18 protein-coding genes and 1 tRNA gene are annotated in these 17,277 nt (G+C 57.8%); 6 read left to right on the top strand and 13 right to left on the bottom strand.

Features of this window, described 5'->3' with window-relative positions; genetic code table 11:
* Window positions 1-63: 63 nt before the first annotated feature.
* Entirely contained in the window at window positions 64-483 is a 420-nt protein-coding gene (locus ACQY4M_RS22085) for a hypothetical protein (protein ID WP_428548886.1), read from the top strand.
* A gap of 134 nt (window positions 484-617) precedes the next feature.
* Window positions 618-1,010, top strand: a complete 393-nt coding sequence (locus ACQY4M_RS22090; RefSeq protein WP_428548889.1) for a helix-turn-helix transcriptional regulator — start codon at window positions 618-620, stop codon at window positions 1,008-1,010.
* Between the two features lie 36 nt (window positions 1,011-1,046).
* Here ACQY4M_RS22090 and ACQY4M_RS22095 read toward each other — a convergent pair whose 3' ends face one another.
* Window positions 1,047-1,430, bottom strand: a complete 384-nt coding sequence (locus ACQY4M_RS22095; RefSeq protein WP_428548892.1) for a DUF2237 family protein — start codon at window positions 1,428-1,430, stop codon at window positions 1,047-1,049.
* Between the two features lie 159 nt (window positions 1,431-1,589).
* On the opposite strand from ACQY4M_RS22095, the gene ACQY4M_RS22100 reads away from it, so the two are divergent.
* The 4 genes from ACQY4M_RS22100 (at window position 1,590) to ACQY4M_RS22115 (ending at window position 6,953) form a co-directional block, all read left to right on the top strand.
* Window positions 1,590-1,663 (top strand) — tRNA-Gly (locus tag ACQY4M_RS22100).
* A gap of 100 nt (window positions 1,664-1,763) precedes the next feature.
* Window positions 1,764-3,557, top strand: a complete 1,794-nt coding sequence (locus ACQY4M_RS22105) for an ABC transporter transmembrane domain-containing protein (protein ID WP_428548895.1) — start codon at window positions 1,764-1,766, stop codon at window positions 3,555-3,557.
* Window positions 3,558-3,650: 93 nt separating this feature from the next.
* Complete coding sequence (locus tag ACQY4M_RS22110) at window positions 3,651-5,546, top strand: acyl-CoA synthetase (RefSeq protein ID WP_428548898.1); 1,896 nt, start codon at window positions 3,651-3,653, stop codon at window positions 5,544-5,546.
* A 180-nt stretch (window positions 5,547-5,726) separates the two neighbouring features.
* Window positions 5,727-6,953 (top strand): IS256 family transposase, encoded by a 1,227-nt coding sequence (locus ACQY4M_RS22115; RefSeq protein WP_428539582.1) that lies wholly within the window; start codon window positions 5,727-5,729, stop codon window positions 6,951-6,953.
* A gap of 12 nt (window positions 6,954-6,965) precedes the next feature.
* On the opposite strand, the gene ACQY4M_RS22120 is transcribed toward ACQY4M_RS22115, so the two are convergent.
* From ACQY4M_RS22120 to ACQY4M_RS22175, 12 genes are all read right to left on the bottom strand, one after another.
* The gene (locus ACQY4M_RS22120; RefSeq protein WP_428547863.1) at window positions 6,966-7,124 is read right to left on the bottom strand and encodes a hypothetical protein; all 159 of its coding nucleotides are present in this window, start codon (window positions 7,122-7,124) and stop codon (window positions 6,966-6,968) included.
* Window positions 7,125-7,189: 65 nt separating this feature from the next.
* Window positions 7,190-8,233 (bottom strand): IS5 family transposase, encoded by a 1,044-nt coding sequence (locus tag ACQY4M_RS22125; RefSeq protein WP_428539227.1) that lies wholly within the window; start codon window positions 8,231-8,233, stop codon window positions 7,190-7,192.
* An 88-nt stretch (window positions 8,234-8,321) separates the two neighbouring features.
* The gene (locus ACQY4M_RS22130) at window positions 8,322-8,933 is read right to left on the bottom strand and encodes an NADH-quinone oxidoreductase subunit C (RefSeq protein WP_428548901.1); all 612 of its coding nucleotides are present in this window, start codon (window positions 8,931-8,933) and stop codon (window positions 8,322-8,324) included.
* 8 nt (window positions 8,934-8,941) lie between these two features.
* On the bottom strand, window positions 8,942-9,475 hold the full coding sequence (locus ACQY4M_RS22135; RefSeq protein WP_428548904.1) for a NuoB/complex I 20 kDa subunit family protein: 534 nt from the start codon (window positions 9,473-9,475) through the stop codon (window positions 8,942-8,944).
* A complete protein-coding gene (locus ACQY4M_RS22140; protein ID WP_428548907.1) occupies window positions 9,466-9,831 on the bottom strand; it encodes an NADH-quinone oxidoreductase subunit A in 366 nt (121 codons plus the stop codon). The genes ACQY4M_RS22135 and ACQY4M_RS22140 overlap by 10 nt, the downstream gene beginning before the upstream one ends.
* Window positions 9,832-10,142: 311 nt before the next feature.
* Complete coding sequence (locus ACQY4M_RS22145) at window positions 10,143-10,931, bottom strand: crotonase/enoyl-CoA hydratase family protein (RefSeq protein ID WP_428548910.1); 789 nt, start codon at window positions 10,929-10,931, stop codon at window positions 10,143-10,145.
* A gap of 3 nt (window positions 10,932-10,934) precedes the next feature.
* Complete coding sequence (locus tag ACQY4M_RS22150; protein WP_428548913.1) at window positions 10,935-11,792, bottom strand: hydroxymethylglutaryl-CoA lyase; 858 nt, start codon at window positions 11,790-11,792, stop codon at window positions 10,935-10,937.
* A 3-nt stretch (window positions 11,793-11,795) separates the two neighbouring features.
* Window positions 11,796-12,458 (bottom strand): glutathione S-transferase family protein, encoded by a 663-nt coding sequence (locus ACQY4M_RS22155; RefSeq protein ID WP_428548916.1) that lies wholly within the window; start codon window positions 12,456-12,458, stop codon window positions 11,796-11,798.
* Window positions 12,459-12,553: 95 nt separating this feature from the next.
* On the bottom strand, window positions 12,554-14,491 hold the full coding sequence (locus tag ACQY4M_RS22160; protein WP_428548919.1) for a biotin carboxylase N-terminal domain-containing protein: 1,938 nt from the start codon (window positions 14,489-14,491) through the stop codon (window positions 12,554-12,556).
* A 17-nt stretch (window positions 14,492-14,508) separates the two neighbouring features.
* The gene (locus tag ACQY4M_RS22165; RefSeq protein ID WP_428548922.1) at window positions 14,509-14,994 is read right to left on the bottom strand and encodes a thermonuclease family protein; all 486 of its coding nucleotides are present in this window, start codon (window positions 14,992-14,994) and stop codon (window positions 14,509-14,511) included.
* Between the two features lie 154 nt (window positions 14,995-15,148).
* Entirely contained in the window at window positions 15,149-16,762 is a 1,614-nt protein-coding gene (locus ACQY4M_RS22170; RefSeq protein ID WP_428548925.1) for a carboxyl transferase domain-containing protein, read from the bottom strand.
* Window positions 16,763-16,769: 7 nt separating this feature from the next.
* Complete coding sequence (locus ACQY4M_RS22175; protein WP_428548928.1) at window positions 16,770-17,276, bottom strand: lysozyme inhibitor LprI family protein; 507 nt, start codon at window positions 17,274-17,276, stop codon at window positions 16,770-16,772.
* Window position 17,277: the final 1 nt, after the last annotated feature.

Genomic DNA, 17,277 nt, shown 5'->3' on the forward strand with positions numbered 1-17,277 from the left:
TTTCGTGAGTTGCCCTTTGGAGGGGGCATCCCGTAAAACGGTGTAGGGTGAAGAGGTTTCATAATGTTGAAACGGATCATATTTATTCTTGTTCTTGCCATGGCCTTGCCGGTGGCCCAGCCGGTTCTTGCCAACCCGATTGCAGATAGCGCTGTGTCGCAGTTACGCAAACAAGGGTATAATGATATTCAGGTCCAGCGAACACTGCTGGGCCGCATCCGGATTACTGCCACCAGCGAGACATATACACGAGAACTGGTTATCCACCCAATTACAGGAGAAATCATGCGGGATAGATGGTCGTCAAATGTCCAATCCGCAAATTCGCCTGATCCGATTGCAATTAATCCAGAGGGTAACGGTGGCGATGACGGCGACGGTGGTAATGACGGCGACGGTGGTGATGGCGAAGGTGATGGCGGTGGTGGTGATGGCGGTGGTGGTGATGGCGAAGGTGGCGATGGCGAAAGCGATCATGACTGAAAGTAGCAGCTGCTGTAAAAGGAACATTTTGCGTGTCAGATAAGAATCTCATCTTGGTTGCCCTGATTATTCAGGTTGTGTGTTCCGTGTTTTTCATCGCCGATATGGCTTTAACGGTCTTTGGGTTGCCACTAATGCCGACCAGCTGGATGTTGTACGAGCTGATGGAGATTTCAGCCGCTTTGGGGCTTGTCGTTGGCTCGATTGTCAGCGCAATGGCCCTACGTCGCGCCCACAAGCGCAGGCAACGGTTGGAAACACAGCTAAAGGCGGCATCCGGCGCATTTATGGAAATGTTGAATGAAAAGCTGGACGAATGGGGGCTAACGCCGGCCGAGCAGGATGTGGCGCTGTTTGCGATCAAGGGGTTTTCCACCCGCGAGATTTCCGAAATGCGCAACACCTCCGAGGGGACGATCAAGGCCCAGACCAATGCGATTTACCGCAAGGCGGGTGTCAGTGGGCGACCACAGTTGCTGAGCCTGTTTATTGACGATCTGATGGGTGATGCGCTGGTCGCCGAGTAGGGCGCTTTTGCCTGTGGCCGTTATTCCCGTTTGTGATTAATTCAAGCGATCCAGAAAATCATGTTTTTCAAGCATCTCGATGGGGATAATCTCCAGCGCCTGTTTGTGTGTCGCGGCCAGATTGACTTTTGGTGCACAGTCTTCGTCAACGGCTTGCAGAAACCGGCTGGCACATAGGCACCATTGATCGCCGGCCTTCAGCCCGCTGAAATTGAATTCGGGACGGGGTGTGGACAAATCATTCCCAAGGTATTTGGAGAAGGCCAGAAATTCATCGGTCATGATGACACAAACCGTATGGCTGCCTTTGTCCTCGTTACAGGTATTGCAGGCCCCGTCCCGAAAGAAACCGGTCAGCGGGTCTAGCGAGCAGGGGTCAAGGGCTTTGCCATAGACATTCACAGAGGGGTGCTTTTCCATATTGGCTCCAATAATACGGGTTCAATTCATGTATAGCCTAAAATCACTCTGTATTCTGCCCTGAATATTATTCCCCACACCGGAAGGGCCGGATTTGCAGTTGCCCGCGATAGCCGCTTGACCATATCCCGCCGATCCAATAGTAATCGCCACCTGTAAGCGGGCGTTGTGTAGTGGTAAGACCTTAGCCTTCCAAGCTAATGACGCGGGTTCGATTCCCGCCGCCCGCTCCAGCAAAACCGGTATCAACCACCTGTGACGATCCACCACTTGTTCACCGCGTGCCAAAGTTTTATGACGCAAGCCTGAACAAGCGAACAAGGACGGGTTAATATGGCACGCGGTACGACTCCTGACATGGATAAACGAGAGAAATCCAAAAAGGTCAGCGCGCTGTCCGGTTTGGTGCCTTTCTTGCGCCCTTATACACTGATGGTGGTGCTATCTGGCGTCGCGCTGGTGTTTACTGCAACGATTTCCCTGATATTACCGATGGCTGTGCGCCGCGTGGTTGACGGGTTTGGCGAAGAAAACGCAGCCCTTCTGGATCAGTACTTCGGGGCAGCACTGGCGATTGCTGCAGCTTTGGCTATTGGCACGGGGTTGCGTTATTATCTGGTGACACGCCTAGGGGAACGGGTGGTTGCGGATATCCGCAAGGCGGTGTTTGACCGCGTGATCACCCTTAGCCCCGCGTTTTATGAACGCATCATGACTGGCGAAATCCTGTCGCGGATCACCACTGATACAACAGTGATCCAATCTGTAATTGGCTCTTCTGTTTCGGTTGCACTGCGCAACGTGCTGCTGTTATTCGGCGGCATGGCACTGATGCTCTATACCAGTGCGAAACTGACCGGTCTGGTGCTGCTGATCGTGCCTGCGGTGATCATCCCGATCATTGTGCTGGGCCGCCGCCTGCGCAAACTCAGCCGTGAAAATCAGGACTGGATTGCCGCTAGTTCGGGTTCTGCATCGGAATCTTTAGGGGCCGTGCAAACTGTACAGGCCTTTACGCAGGAAGAGGCCACAGCCGAGGCTTTTAATGACGTGACCGAAAAAGCCTTTACTGCGGCCAGCCGGCGGATCGGTACCCGCGCGGTGATGACGATGATTGTGATCTTCCTGATCTTCAGCGGGGTCGTCGGGGTTCTGTGGATCGGCGCGCGCGATGTGCAGTCCGAAGTAATGACGCCCGGTCAGTTGGTGCAGTTCCTGATCTATGCCATTCTGGTTTCCGGTGCTGTTGGTGCACTTTCTGAAATCTGGGGTGAACTGCAGCGAGCGGCCGGTGCAACCGAACGGTTGATCGAACTGCTGGAAACCGAGGATACAGTAAAGGACCCGGCCCAACCTGTTTTGCTGCCCAGGCCGGCCAAAGGGGCAATCGCCTTTGAAGATGTCAGCTTCTATTACCCTGCCCGCCCCGAACATGCTGCGCTGAATGGCGTTTCGGTGGACATCAAAGCCGGTGAAACCGTGGCGTTGGTGGGGCCGTCCGGTGCGGGTAAATCTACCATCATCCAGTTGTTGCTGCGGTTCTATGATCCAAAAACCGGACGCATCACAATTGATGGCATCGACCTGCACGATATGGCGCGAGGGGATTTCAGGCAGGCGATTGCGCTGGTGCCGCAGGATCCGGTAATTTTTGCCACATCTGCGCGTGAAAACATCCGCTTTGGTCGTCCCGGTGCAACCGATGACGAGGTTGAAGAGGCCGCCAAGGCCGCCGCCGCACATGATTTCCTGACCGCATTGCCGGAAGGGTATGAAACCTATGTCGGGGAACGCGGTGTGATGCTGTCAGGTGGACAAAAGCAGCGCATCGCAATTGCGCGGGCTATTCTGCGTGATGCCCCAATTTTGCTGCTGGACGAGGCAACTTCGGCTCTGGATGCTGAATCTGAACGCGCTGTGCAGCAGGCCGTTGAACGCATGGCGGTTGACCGCACGACCCTGATTGTGGCGCACCGGCTGGCAACTGTGAAAAAGGCCGATCGCATACTGGTATTCGAAAATGGCCAGATCGTTGCCGAAGGTAGCCACAAGGATCTGGTGGCCCAGGGCGGGCTGTATGCGCGTCTGGCCAAGCTGCAATTTACGGACGGAATCGCTGCCGAATAGATTTTTTCGCAGCGTAGCCCTTGCGTGCCACGCCGTTTCCGCGCATTTTTCCCTATAACAAGCTCTGCACAACGCAGACACGGGGAGGAATGAATGGCACGTTTTGCGACTTTGGCTGATGTTCACGCGATCGAAAAAGAGGGGGCCTGGGAGGATCGTGATCTGCCCCAGACCATGTATCAGTTCCTGACACGGGTGGCGGAAAAACACGGCAACCGCAATGCGGTATCATTTCAGATTACCTCGGGGCCGACGGACAAGGCCGAGACGCTGACATGGCGCGGGCTGCATACCAAAGTCGTGCAGACAGCGAATATGTTCCGTAGCATGGGTGTTGGTGAAGATGATGTGGTGGCCTATCTGCTGCCCAACAGCAATGAAACTGTGATGACTATGCTGGCTGGGTCGATCGCGGGTATCGTCAACCCAATTAATCCGCTGCTGGAGGCTGAACAGATTGCCTCGATCCTGCGGGAAACTGGGGCCAAGGTTCTGGTGACTTTGAAATCCTTTCCCAAATCAGATGTCGCGCAAAAGGCTGCTGAAGCGGTCGCGCTGGCCCCGAATGTAAAGACTGTGGTCGAGGTGGATTTGCTGCGCTACTTGTCTCCGCCCAAAAGCTGGATCGCGGGATTGATCCGCCCGAAAAACCCTGTGACGCATAACGCGCGGGTGGTGAATTTCACCAAGGAAATATCACGCCAGAATACCACCCTGGATTTTCCGGATTCGGAAGGGGACCGTGTGGCAGCCTATTTCCACACCGGCGGCACCACGGGGATGCCCAAAGTGGCACAGCACAAATATTCCGGTATGATCTATAACGGCTGGCTGGGTGATACCCTGTTGTTCGATGAAAACGACACGCTGATTTGCCCGCTACCCCTGTTCCATGTTTTCGCGGTGCAGGTGGTGTTGATGGCGGTGATTGCATCGGGTGCTCATGTGGTGTTCCCGACGCCAGCTGGTTATCGCGGGGACGGGGTGTTTGACAACTTCTGGAAGCTGATCGAGCGCTATAAGGTTACATTCGTTATCACCGTTCCCACAGCTATTGCCGCGCTGATGCAGCGGCCGGTGGACGCGGATGTATCCAGCTTGAAAACAGCCTTTTCCGGATCGGCACCGCTGCCTGTCGAATTATTCAACCGGTTTGAAAAAACCACCGGCGTTAATCTGGTCGAAGGCTATGGTTTGACCGAGGCAACCTGTCTGGTGGCGATCAACCCGCTGGATGGCGAGAAGAAGATCGGCTCGGTTGGTTTGCCGTTCCCTTATACAGATGTGCGTATCCTTGATTGCGCCGAAGACGGGACAATCAAGAAAGAATGCGGCGTTGACGAGGTCGGCGAGATTTGCGTTTTCAATCCGGGTGTGTTCCCAGGAAATACCTATACCGAAGCGCCTAAAAATATTGGCCTTTATGCAGATGAAAAATACCTGCGTACGGGTGATCTGGGCCGGCTGGATGCAGATGGCTATCTGTGGATCACAGGTCGGGCCAAGGATCTGATCATTCGCGGGGGTCACAACATTGACCCCGCCGAGATTGAAGAGGCATTGGCGGGGCACCCTGCCGTGGCCTTTGCCGGTGCCATCGGGCAGCCGGACAGCTTTGCCGGTGAGTTGCCTTGCGTCTATGTCGAGCTGGTGGACGGAGCAGAGGCGAGTGTCGAGGAACTGATGGAATTTGCCAACAAGCATGTTCACGAACGTGCAGCGCGACCCAAACATCTGGAAATCCTGGACGAGCTACCGAAAACTGCGGTTGGCAAAGTGTTCAAACCGGACTTGCGAAAGCGGGCAATCGTGCGGGTTTATAATGATGCCTTGAACAAGGCGGGGATGGCGGCCGAAGTGATCCGCGTGGTCGATAGTAAAAAACGCGGGCTGGTTGCGCAGGTTGCCAAAACCGGGGATGTCGATGAAGCGTCGGTGGCGCACTTGCTGGGTGAATACACGCGGCCATGGGAATGGGTCGAGGATTAAATTAGCAAGAACAGGATTGATATTAACAACGGCCCGATATGACTGGGTAATAGATCATACCGGGCCGTTTTCAGAATATTTGGTAGTGTCGCGAGTTTGGTGGAAATTCGAGGACGGCGTAATCTCCGGGTGCATCGAAGCCACCCAACCGGCGGCTGGAACCGCCAAGGAGATCACGCCATGACAAAGAATACAGCAACATCGACATCCGCGCTACTGGCCAATGAAGCAGGCTATGACCCGATTGAAGACCGGCTGCGCCAGAACATCCGCGCGACGATCGAGGCGGTTTTCGAAGAGGAGCTGGAGCAGTTTCTGGGCCGTTGCCGGTATGGCCGCAGCGGCGGGGCAAAGGCCGGATACCGCCACGGGCATCGCGAGCGGCAACTGGTCGGAACATTTGGAACCGAAACGGTGCGCGTGCCGCGTGCGCGGATCACAGGCGAGGCCGGCAAGGCCAGAGAATGGCGCTCGAAGGCATTGCCCCGCTACCAGCGGCTGACGAAGAAGGCCGAGGCGCTGATCGCTGCTGTCTACCTTTCGGGCACCAACACACGGCGGGTAAAACGCGCCCTGTTCGGCCTGTTTCAGGGGGCGGTCAGCAAGGATGTGGTGAGCCGCGCCTGGCGCAAGGTGAAGGTGGACTGGCAGGCGTGGTGCGCCCGCAGCCTTGCGGATGAAGACATCGTGCGGCTGATCCTGGACGGCACCGTGATCAAAACGCGGATTGACAGGAAGGCCACCAATATCTCGGTTCTGGCCGCGATTGGCGTGCGCCGGGATGGGCAGAAGGTCTTGTTATCACTGATGAACATGGGCGGCGAAAGCACCTCCGCCTGGCGTCAGTTCATCAACGATCTGGATGCGCGCGGGTTGAAACGGCCCGAATTTGTCATCGTGGACGGGGCACCGGGACTTGAGGTCGCTCTCATTGCCCTCTGGGGTGAAGATCTGCCGATCCAGAGGTGCACGGTGCACAAGCACCGCAACCTTCTGGCCAAGGCACCCAAGCGTATGCATGATGAGTTGACAGAAGATTACCGCGACATGATCTACGCCAAAACACCCGAGGAAATCGCCACCCGCCGCAAGGCATTTCTGCGAAAATGGCGGCTGAAATGCAAGGCCGTCGCTGACAGCTTGGAAGAAGCAGGAGATAAGCTTTTCACCTTCACGCGTCTGCCACAAGGCCAGTGGAAATCGGCCAGAACGACAAATGCGATCGAACGCCTGAACGAGGAATTCCGCCGCCGCATCAAGACCCAGACCGTGCTGCCATGCGCCGAGACCGTGCCGATGCTGCTTTGGGCTCTGATGGCCTCGGGGCAGATCGTCATGCGAAAGGTCGATGGCTGGGAAACGCTCGCTCAGCCCGTCGCCGACGCAACCCTTGACCAAGCCGCCTGACCGGCGCATAACTCAACCCGCTCGGAGGTGCCTGAAATCAATTTCCACCACTTTCGAGACACAACCGTGGCTATTTCCATCTATAGGGAACCTCTGTAAATTCCCGTTTTCGCCTTCTTCGCGGCGGGGTGGACGGTTTTTCGCCTGTCCCGCCTGATTGCTTCGGATCATAAACCCATTTTCACCGGTTTCAAGCCGGTTTTGGGTATTTCAGGCACACCTCACCCCATGAACCCTTATCCCGGCGCCGCCAGGCCGCATTCGAACTGGACGAAGCGCTTCATGTTGTAGACCAGGTTCATCATCCCGATGCGAAATCGCGCCCGCTTCAGGCCGATGGAGCGGATCAGCTTGCCGCCCATGGAGCGCTCCTGAAAAGCGAATACATGCTCGACCCGGACCCGCACTTTCGAGCGCCTCCGGTTGGCCTTTTGCTGGCGCTCGCCAAGCGGCTTGCCGCGCCTGCCCTTGTGATGGATATGGCTGTGAAGCCCCCGCTCTTCCAGCTCGCTTTCGATCTTTTGCGAGCGATAGGCGCTGTCGGCCCACAGGTCCGATGAGGTGTTGCTCGCATCAATCAGACCGGCAAGCGCCTGGCTGTCATGCACGGCGGCATCGGTGACATCATAAGCGCGGATGAATTTGTGCCGCCGGTCGACATTGATGTGGTTCTTGTAGCCGTAATAGCTCTTGCCGTGCTTCTTCGTCCAGCGCGCATCCACGTCCTTCTGGCGCTTCTTGTGGGGTTTTTCCTCCCACTCTTCAGGCGTTTCGCCCGCCTTGATTTTCTCGTTCTCGTCCCTTTTGTTGTGCTGGCGCGGCGCCGGAACGATGCTCGCATCAACAATCTGCCCGCCCATCGCCAGATAGCCCTTTTCGCGCAGAAAGGCATCGAACTTGTCAAACAGCTCCTTCATCTTCCCGGCCCCGGCCAGCCTTTCACGGTAGGCCCAGATGGTCTTGGCGTCAGGTACGCTGTCTTCAATGCCAAGGCCGAGAAACCGCATGAACGACAGGCGGTCGCGGATCTGATACTCGATCTGATCGTCAGAGAGGTTGTAGAGCTGCTGCAAAACCATCGTCTTGAATATCAGCACCTCATCCCAAGGCGGGCGGCCAGCGTTGGATTTGCGCTGTTCGGGCGGCGTGCGCCATATGGCCTTCAGCTCGTCCCGGTAATCCTCGAACGGCACCATGTCGTTGAGCAACACCAGCGGATCACCAGATTTGTCCAGTCCCGCGTATCGGCTGGAAAGATCAAAAAATCCCATCTGACCCATGACAAAACCCCGTCGGTCGAATCATTTTCATCCTGATGACGATTCTACCCCGTCAGGCCGGATTTTGGGGGATTTTTAGAGGTTCCCATCAGCCCTTGGCCTCGTCGGTTTTTTCGTCACCAGGCAGGATGTATTGCGCACCTTCCCACGGGGACATGAAATCAAACTGCCGGTATTCCTGAACCAGCGAAACCGGCTCGTATACCACGCGTTTCTCTACTTCATCATAACGCACTTCGACATATCCCGAGGTCGGGAAATCCTTGCGCAGCGGATGGCCACGAAAGCCATAATCGGTCAGGATACGGCGCAAATCGGGATGGCCGGAAAACAGAATGCCGAACATGTCGAACACTTCGCGCTCGAACCAGCCAGCGGATTTATGCACATCGGTGATCGACGGCACGCTTTCCTCTTCGCGGATGGCGCATCTCAGCCGGATGCGGTGGTTCTGATACATTGACAGGAAATGATAAACCACGTCGAACCGCCTGACCCGCGTCGGGTAATCCACTGCGGTAATATCAATCAATGATGAAAACCGGCAGGTGCGATCGACCTTCAGAAACTCGACAAAGCCGACCAGCCCCGTCGGGGCAACCTCGACCGTCAACTCGCCGTTGGTCACGCAATAGGACAGCACATCATCCGGCCGTTTGGCCTGAATATGGGCGCCCAGTTCATTCAATGCGTCTGACATATCCACCCCTACCTGATCAAAGTGCCCGTGCGACGGATCCGGCGCTGCAACTGCAACACACCGTAAACCAGCGCCTCGGCTGTCGGCGGACAGCCCGGAACGTAAATATCGACCGGCACGATCCGGTCACAGCCCCGCACCACGGAATAGCTGTAGTGATAGTAACCGCCGCCATTGGCACAGCTGCCCATCGAAATCACATAACGTGGCTCGGGCATCTGGTCGTAAACCTTGCGCAGCGCCGGTGCCATCTTGTTGGTCAGTGTGCCGGCCACGATCATCACATCCGACTGGCGCGGGGAGGCCCGCGGTGCAAAGCCATAGCGTTCAATGTCATAACGCGGCATTGCCGTGTGCATCATTTCAACCGCACAGCAGGCCAGACCAAATGTCATCCAGTGCAACGATCCGGTCCGCGCCCAGTTGATAATGTCATCCGTGGTGGTCAGCAGAAAACCCTTGTCCTGCAAGGCATCATTCATCAGGCGAACCGATACATCCTTGTCGGCCCCGGCGGTGTTGGCTCCAGACATCACTCCCATTCCAGTGCCCCTTTCTTCCACTCATAGGCAAAGCCGATGGTCAGCACCGCCAGAAACACCATCATCGACCAGAAACTGACATCCGTCATATCCTTGAACGTCACCGCCCAGGGAAACAGAAACGCGATCTCCAGATCAAAAATGATGAACAGAATGGCGACCAGATAAAATCGCACATCGAATTTCATCCGCGCATCATCGAATGCATTAAACCCGCACTCATAAGCGCTCAGCTTTTCAGGATCGGGATTCGTTGGCCCAAGGATGACAGCGGCAAGGATCAACACCGCCCCCAATGCTGTTGCCATACCCAGAAAAACAAGGATGGGGAGGTATTCTCGTAACAGGTCTTCCACGTGTGGCTCCTTAACGCGCTCGTATTGCACATGTTGTTGCTCTTTGGTGGTTTACTCCTGCCTTATGTGCGGGTCAACAGAACCCGTGCCCCCAAATGCAGGATATTTCGACCCTTGGTGCATTTTGTATGCAATTGTGTGCTGATCTGTATCAAGCTTTGCCTACATGGCGCCAAAACGCTCCGAATCCCTGCTTCTCTTTTGCAAAAATATCCTCGGGGGGAATTGCCGCAGGCAAGGGGGGCAAACAGCCCCCATACCCGAGCGTCAGCGAGATACAAAGCGTTGCGCAGCAACTCCGTTAAACCGGCCTACCCCTCGACCACCCAGGCTGCCTTGCGCTTCTCGAAAAACGCCGCGATCCCCTCGTGGGCTTCCTCGCCGTCCCAACGGGCCACCAGCGCGTCAATGGTTTTGCCCACCACCTCGTCATCAATGCGCGGCCCCAGCTCCCGCGCCATCTGTTTGGCCGCGGCCACAGCACCGGGCGCACATGCCAGATAAGGCAATACTTCGGCCTCGATGGCGGCATCCAGTTCATCCGGCGCGACGACCTTGGCAATCACCCCCAGCGTCACCGCCTCGTCCGCATCAAACAGGCGCGATGACATGAACACGCGCCGCGCATTGGCCTCGCCCATCCGCGCCACGACATAGGGGCCGATGGTGGCCGGAATCAGCCCCAGCCTTGTTTCGGTCAACCCGAACCGCGCGCCCTCAACCCCGATAGCCACATCGCAGACGCAGGCCATACCCACACCGCCGCCATAGGCCTGCCCGTTCAGCCGCCCGATCACGGGCTTTGGCATGGTGTTGATCGCCTGCAGCATCGCCGCCAACTCGCGCGCACCCTCGGCCCGCTTGGCCGGACTGGCCTTCATCATCGACCCCATCCACGCCAGATCGCCACCGGCACAAAAACTGCGCCCCTCACCGGTCAAAACCACAACCCGCACCAAAGGATCATCCCCCAGTTGCCCAGCCACCTCGATCAACTCGGCAATCATCTGCGCCGACAACACATTGTGTTTCTCGGGCCGGTTCAAAGTCAGCACAGCCACCCCGCGCGCGTCGGTCTCTACCTTGATCGTTTCAAACATTGCTTATCCCTGTCGCATTTTCCGCGCCATTTCGGCGGCCTCTTGCAGCGTTTCGCTGCACAATCCGGTTTCATAACCCAGCGCGGTCACATGTTCCTGCACCGCCTCGGTTGCCACATTCCCCTCGGCCCCCGGCGCAAAGGGACAACCGCCCAATCCACCAATCGCCGCATCAAACACCCGCAGGCCCAGCGCCAGCGCCGCATCGATATTGGCGATCGCATGCCCGTCGGTGTTGTGAAAATGTCCCGCCAGCCGGTGCGCGGGCACCTCTTTCAGTACCGCCAGCAGCATCCGCGCCACCGTGTCTGGCGTGCCCTTGCCCAACGTATCCCCCAGCGAAATCTCGTAACAGCCCGCCGCGAACAGATCGGCCGCCACCTTGGCCACCGCCTCGGGCGCAACCGGTCCGTCATAGGGGCAATCGGTGACGCAGGAAACATAACCGCGCACCGGAATATCCGCGTGACGCGCTGCCTTCAGGATCGGCGTAAACCGCTCGAAACTCTCGGCAATCGAACAATTGATATTCTTCTGGCTGAACCCCTCCGAAGCCGAGGCAAAAATCGCAATCTCGTCCACACCGGCCGCAACCGCCGCTTCATACCCCTTCATGTTGGGCGCCAGTGCCGTATAGGCCACCCCGTCTGCCTTGATGATCCCTTGCAACACCTCGGCCCCGTCCGCCATCTGCGGCACGGCCTTTGGGGAAACGAAACTGGTCACCTCGATATGCCGGAACCCCGCTTCGGACAGCTTGTCCACAAGCGCGATCTTCTCAACCGCCGGAATGGCGCGTGGTTCATTCTGCAAGCCGTCCCGCGGCCCCACCTCGAATATTTCAACGAAATTCCCGGCCATCTCTCAACCCTCCTCAGGTGGTGCATAAAACGCGTCTCTGTAAATCACCGTATCACCATCACGCGCCTTGGCCAGCGCAAAAGCATCGCGTGCGACCAATCGCTGATAATAACCGTCCAGCGCAGGCAACAAATCCCCCGGCACGAAATGGCGCGCGATCATCACACCATAGCCAACATTCACATCCACCGCCGAAAACCCGCTGCCCAGTAAATAGTCCTGCCCCTGCACCGCACGGTCCACCACCTCCAGCGCCTTCTCCAGCCGTTTGGCCTCCAGCCGCATCACGGTTGGCGACCGCATGGCCGGATCACGCAGGGCGATATGATGCTGCGTCAGGTTCGCCAGATGCTGGCCAATCGTTTCGGCAAAATGCAACCACTGCAACCAGTCCGCCCGCTCGACGTCCCCCACTGCTCGTCCCAAGCCGCACTCGGGCCGCGTTTCCACCAGATATTCGGTGATCGCGCCCGATTCAAACAGCACCCGTCCGTCAATTTCCAGCGCCGGTACCCGCGCGGCTGGCGACAACGCCTTAAACTCCGGCCCCCGCATGGATTTGTCAAAGAAGTTCCACTGCCGAACCTCGAATTCCAGCCCCATCTCCTGCAACAGCCAAAGGGTGCGAAAACTGCGCGCCTGTGCCACATGATGCAAAGTAATCATCGCCTATCCTTCCAAATGGCCCAAATATCCGCGCCGCAGGCATCCCGAGGCCCCTTCACGGGGCCGAGACATAAAGCGGCCCGCAAGGGCCTCCATTAATCCGCTTCTTCCAACCGGATCAAAGCCGCCCCGGCCTCGACCTGATCCCCCTCGACCACCAGCACCTCGGCCACCACACCATCGCGCACCGCCAGTAGCGCATGTTCCATCTTCATCGCTTCCAGAATGGCCAACCGGTCGCCCTCGGCCACCGCCTGCCCCGCTTTGGCAAACACACCCTTCACCAATCCGGGCATCGGCGCTTCGATCAGATTGCCGTCCCCAGCATGGCTTGCATCCGCATCCAGCGGGTCAACAATATCAAAATGGAACCCGTGCCCCGCAAACACACTAACCGACGCCCCCAAAGGCACCACATGCGCCGCAACGGTTTTGCCATCCACCAGCCAGTGAAACCCGCGCAGAACCTCATGCGCCGCACCATTCACCAGCACGCTAAACCGCCCGCCGCCCAGCGCCGAGACCTTCACCTCATGCTCGACCTCTCCGGCAACCAGCCGCACCATCTGCGCCAGCGGCTCCCACAGGGTAAATCCTGTTTCCGGCGGCATGTCTCCATGCAGCTCCAACGCCCCCAAAGCCGCCAGAGCCACAACAGCTTCACTTGCCACAGGCTCTGCCACGAGCGTTTCAATATCACGCGCGATCAGGCCGGTATCGACATCGCCTGCGGCAAAACCTTCATGCACCGCCAAAGCCCGCAGAAACGCCAGATTGGTCACCGATCCGGCCACCTCGGTCAACTCCAGCACCCGCGCCAGCTTGCCCAGCGCCTCGGCACGGGTTTTGCCATGCACGGTCAACTTGGCAATCATCGGATCATAAAACGGCGAAATCACATCCCCTGCCCGCACACCGCTATCGGCCCGCGCGGCGGGTGGAAATTCCAGATGGGTCAGCCTGCCGGTTGCGGGCAAAAACCCCGCCGGCACATCCTCGGCATAGAGCCGCGCCTCGAACGCATGGCCGTTTATCCGTAATTCGTCCTGCAAACGCGGCAAGGCTTCACCCGAGGCCACCCTTAATTGCCACTCCACCAGATCCTCGCCGGTGATCGCTTCGGTCACAGGGTGTTCCACCTGCAGCCGCGTGTTCATCTCCATGAACCAAAAGCCATCCACACGCAAACCACCCGCACCATCAACGATGAATTCCACCGTCCCCGCACCCGAATATCCAATCGCTTCGGCCGCCTTCACCGCCGCCGCCCCCATTGCCAGGCGCACCTCGTCGGTCATCCCCGGCGCCGGTGCCTCCTCGATCACCTTCTGGTGACGCCGCTGCAAGGAACAATCGCGCTCGAACAAATGCACCGCACTCTGGCCATCGCCAAACACCTGCACCTCGATATGGCGCGGACGCTGGATGTATTTCTCGATTAACACATGATCATTGCCAAAGGCCCCTTTGGCCTCGGCCTTGGCTGCCTTTAACGCATCCGCGAAATCCGCCGCTTCCTCGACCAGCCGCATCCCCTTGCCGCCGCCACCGGCCACGGCCTTGATCAACACCGGATAACCGATCTTGTCCGCCGCCTTGGCCAAATGCACCGGATCCTGATCCGCGCCCATATACCCCGGCACCACAGGCACACCGGCCTCTTGCATCAAGACTTTGGCGTTGTCCTTCAACCCCATCGCGCGGATCGCCTCGGCGGATGGTCCGATAAACACCAGCCCCGCCGCCTTGACCGCGTCAACAAAATCGGGGTTTTCCGACAAAAAACCGTACCCCGGATGGATCGCCTGCGCGCCGGTTTCCAGCGCCGCCGCAATAATTACATCCCCGCGCAAATAACTGTCCGCAGGGGCCGAACCACCGATATGCACCGCCTGATCCGCCATCGCCACATGTTTGGCCTGCGCATCGGCATCCGAATACACCGCCACCGTCGCCACGCCCATCCGGGCGGCGGTCTGCATCACCCGACAGGCAATCTCGCCCCGGTTCGCGATCAGTATTTTAGTGAACATTCTTTATCCTTTATTCCCTATCCATTTGCAGGCCCGTTTCTTGGCGTCTCACACCAACCCGCACGCCGACCACCGTCATACCAACATGCCAACCCCGCTTCGACCATCCGCCGCGCCACGCCTTCTCCATCCAGCAACAAAATCACCAGCTTGCGCTGATAACGGTCAACCCCGTCAATTTTGACGGTTATCTTTTTTGCCCGCCATAACAACCAGCGCAGGTATAATGTGGCCCTAACCGCCATCAACAATTCCGAACTGCAACGGGCCTTAAGTTCGGGTGTGTCATAGGCAAGTATCCGCGCCGGATATGAACCGTCATTGCACCATATTTTCACCGTATCACCATCTGTAACCTGCCAAACACGGCATCCTTCATGCGGCTTGACAAACCCGTTCACAATATCACCAACCGGCATCCCGAACAGCAGCAAGACCAAAACAACTCCCCCGATAAATTTCCACTTCAGACTCCGTCTTTTCTTATGAGGGGGCTTGCCCATGTCCCATTTCGTATGCCGCCTGGCCCCACGCCAGAATTCAATAACGTTTGATCTACCAGCCATCTTGTTTTCGCCGCATTTGTTACCTTGGTTCAGGACCATATGGCATCAAAGTCCAGATACAGTGTCATTCAATAACCAGATCGCCCGAAAATCACATCCGGAACAGCCCGAACTTCGTCTCCTCTATCGGTGCATTCAGCGCCGCTTTCAAACTCAGCCACAACACATCCCGCGTTTTGCGCGGGTCAATCACCCCGTCATCCCACAAACGTGCCGAAGCATAGAGCGGATGCGCCTGCTCCTCGAACATATCAATCGTTGGCTGTTTGAAGGCAGCCTCTTCCTCGGCCGACCATTCCCCGCCATTGCGTTCAATCGCATCACGCTTCACGGTGGCCAGAACCCCCGCTGCCTGTTCGCCGCCCATCACCGAAATCCGCGAATTGGGCCATGACCACATGAACCGTGGCTGATAGGCCCGACCGGCCATGCCGTAATTCCCCGCGCCAAAACTGCCGCCAATCACCATCGTCACCTTGGGCACATTGGTGGTCGCAACGGCTGTTACCAGCTTGGCCCCGTGCCGTGCGATGCCTTCGTTTTCGTATTTGCGACCCACCATGAATCCGGTGATATTTTGCAGGAAGATCAACGGGATATTGCGCTGGCTGCACAGCTCGACAAAATGCGCACCCTTCTGCGCCGCCTCAGAAAACAACACACCATTGTTGGCAATAATCCCGACAGGACAACCCATCAGATGCGCAAAACCCGTCACCAGCGTTTCGCCAAACCGTGCCTTGAATTCATCAAACCGGCTGCCATCCACCACCCGCGCGATCACCTCGCGAATGTCATAAGGCGTGCGCAAATCAGCCGGCACCACCCCCAACAACTCCTCTGGATCATAAGCAGGCTCCTCGGGCGCGATCATCCGTAGGGCGGGGTTCACCCCGCCGCCCCCGTTCAGGTTCCGCACCGCTTCGCGCGCCAGTGCCAGCGCATGTGTATCATCCTCGGCCAGATAATCCGCCACACCGGACAGGCGGGTGTGCACGTCTCCTCCGCCCAGATCCTCGGCCGTGACCACCTCGCCGGTCGCCGCCTTGACCAGCGGCGGTCCCGCCAGAAAGATCGTGCCCTGTTCCTTAACGATAATCGACACATCCGACATCGCGGGCACATAGGCCCCACCCGCTGTGCAAGACCCCATCACCACGGCGATCTGGGCAATACCCTTCGCGCTCATCCGGGCCTGATTATAAAAAATCCGCCCGAAGTGGTCGCGGTCGGGGAATACTTCGTCCTGATTGGGCAGGTTCGCCCCGCCGCTGTCGACCAGATAGATACAGGGCAGATTGCATTCCTCGGCAATCTCTTGCGCGCGCAAATGCTTTTTCACGGTCATCGGGTAATAGGTGCCACCCTTTACTGTGGCATCATTGCAAACCACCATCACATCGCGGCCATGCACCTGCCCGACACCGGCAATCACACCGGCACAGGGCGCCGCGCCATCATACATCCCGTGCGCCGCCGTCGCGCCGATTTCCAGAAACGGGCTGCCCGCATCCAGCAGGTTGGCCACCCGTTCCCGCGGCAACATCTTGCCCCGCGACAGATGCCGCTCTCGCGATCGTTCACCACCACCGGCCGCCGCCAAAGCCGCCGCCTCGTTGATCACCGCCAACGCCTCTAGATGCCCCTTGCGGTTGGTCTGGAAAGTTTCGGAGGACGGCAAAGCCGTGCTGTTCAGTTTCGCCATGATACCCTCAATAATCCGCCAGCATTCGCTGCAAAAATAACGCCTGTTTGCCTGTCATCACCATATGACAGCCCTGCACCGCCGGACCGGTGCCAGTGCCCCCGCCCCATTGCGCGCCGATATAATCACAACGGGCATCGCGATAAGCCATCCACTTGCGCTGCATATCCTGCAAGGCCGGCGCCCGTTTTGGCGCGGATGACTCCAGATCGGCCATTTCCCTGTCTTCACTCTTTTCCCGCGCCATCAACTCGGTATAGGCCGCGTTCAGGCGCTGGTCCCACACCTCAAGCTCGGCCCCCATGCAGGCAACCATACCGGCAGTGCTTTGCCCCCCGTCCGTGCGCTCCATGCAAAGATTGGCGGATTCCCCGATGCAAGGCGCTGCATTTCCCTCATGTCCGCTGTCGGCGATACAGGTGTCTGTGGCCTGCATCGAAAAGACCAGATCTTGCGCCGCCACACCGCCTGCCCCCAGCAAAAGTGCCAGCAACGCATTGGCTGTATATCTCAAA

The sequence above is a fragment of the Profundibacter sp. genome, from assembly GCF_965277155.1.
GTDB lineage: Bacteria > Pseudomonadota > Alphaproteobacteria > Rhodobacterales > Rhodobacteraceae > Profundibacter.

What these genes read in the sequence shown, in the direction of transcription:
- ACQY4M_RS22085 (WP_428548886.1), top strand. Translation starts at nt 64, where the DNA reads ATGTTGAAACGGATCATATTTATTCTTGTTCTTGCCATGGCCTTGCCG.
- ACQY4M_RS22090 (WP_428548889.1), top strand. Translation starts at nt 618, where the DNA reads ATGCCGACCAGCTGGATGTTGTACGAGCTGATGGAGATTTCAGCCGCT.
- ACQY4M_RS22095 (WP_428548892.1), bottom strand. Translation starts at nt 1,430, where the DNA reads ATGGAAAAGCACCCCTCTGTGAATGTCTATGGCAAAGCCCTTGACCCC.
- ACQY4M_RS22105 (WP_428548895.1), top strand. Translation starts at nt 1,764, where the DNA reads ATGGCACGCGGTACGACTCCTGACATGGATAAACGAGAGAAATCCAAA.
- ACQY4M_RS22110 (WP_428548898.1), top strand. Translation starts at nt 3,651, where the DNA reads ATGGCACGTTTTGCGACTTTGGCTGATGTTCACGCGATCGAAAAAGAG.
- ACQY4M_RS22115 (WP_428539582.1), top strand. Translation starts at nt 5,727, where the DNA reads ATGACAAAGAATACAGCAACATCGACATCCGCGCTACTGGCCAATGAA.
- ACQY4M_RS22120 (WP_428547863.1), bottom strand. Translation starts at nt 7,124, where the DNA reads ATGATCCGAAGCAATCAGGCGGGACAGGCGAAAAACCGTCCACCCCGC.
- ACQY4M_RS22125 (WP_428539227.1), bottom strand. Translation starts at nt 8,233, where the DNA reads ATGGGTCAGATGGGATTTTTTGATCTTTCCAGCCGATACGCGGGACTG.
- ACQY4M_RS22130 (WP_428548901.1), bottom strand. Translation starts at nt 8,933, where the DNA reads ATGTCAGACGCATTGAATGAACTGGGCGCCCATATTCAGGCCAAACGG.
- ACQY4M_RS22135 (WP_428548904.1), bottom strand. Translation starts at nt 9,475, where the DNA reads ATGGGAGTGATGTCTGGAGCCAACACCGCCGGGGCCGACAAGGATGTA.
- ACQY4M_RS22145 (WP_428548910.1), bottom strand. Translation starts at nt 10,931, where the DNA reads ATGTTTGAAACGATCAAGGTAGAGACCGACGCGCGCGGGGTGGCTGTG.
- ACQY4M_RS22150 (WP_428548913.1), bottom strand. Translation starts at nt 11,792, where the DNA reads ATGGCCGGGAATTTCGTTGAAATATTCGAGGTGGGGCCGCGGGACGGC.
- ACQY4M_RS22155 (WP_428548916.1), bottom strand. Translation starts at nt 12,458, where the DNA reads ATGATTACTTTGCATCATGTGGCACAGGCGCGCAGTTTTCGCACCCTT.
- ACQY4M_RS22160 (WP_428548919.1), bottom strand. Translation starts at nt 14,491, where the DNA reads ATGTTCACTAAAATACTGATCGCGAACCGGGGCGAGATTGCCTGTCGG.
- ACQY4M_RS22165 (WP_428548922.1), bottom strand. Translation starts at nt 14,994, where the DNA reads ATGGGCAAGCCCCCTCATAAGAAAAGACGGAGTCTGAAGTGGAAATTT.
- ACQY4M_RS22170 (WP_428548925.1), bottom strand. Translation starts at nt 16,762, where the DNA reads ATGGCGAAACTGAACAGCACGGCTTTGCCGTCCTCCGAAACTTTCCAG.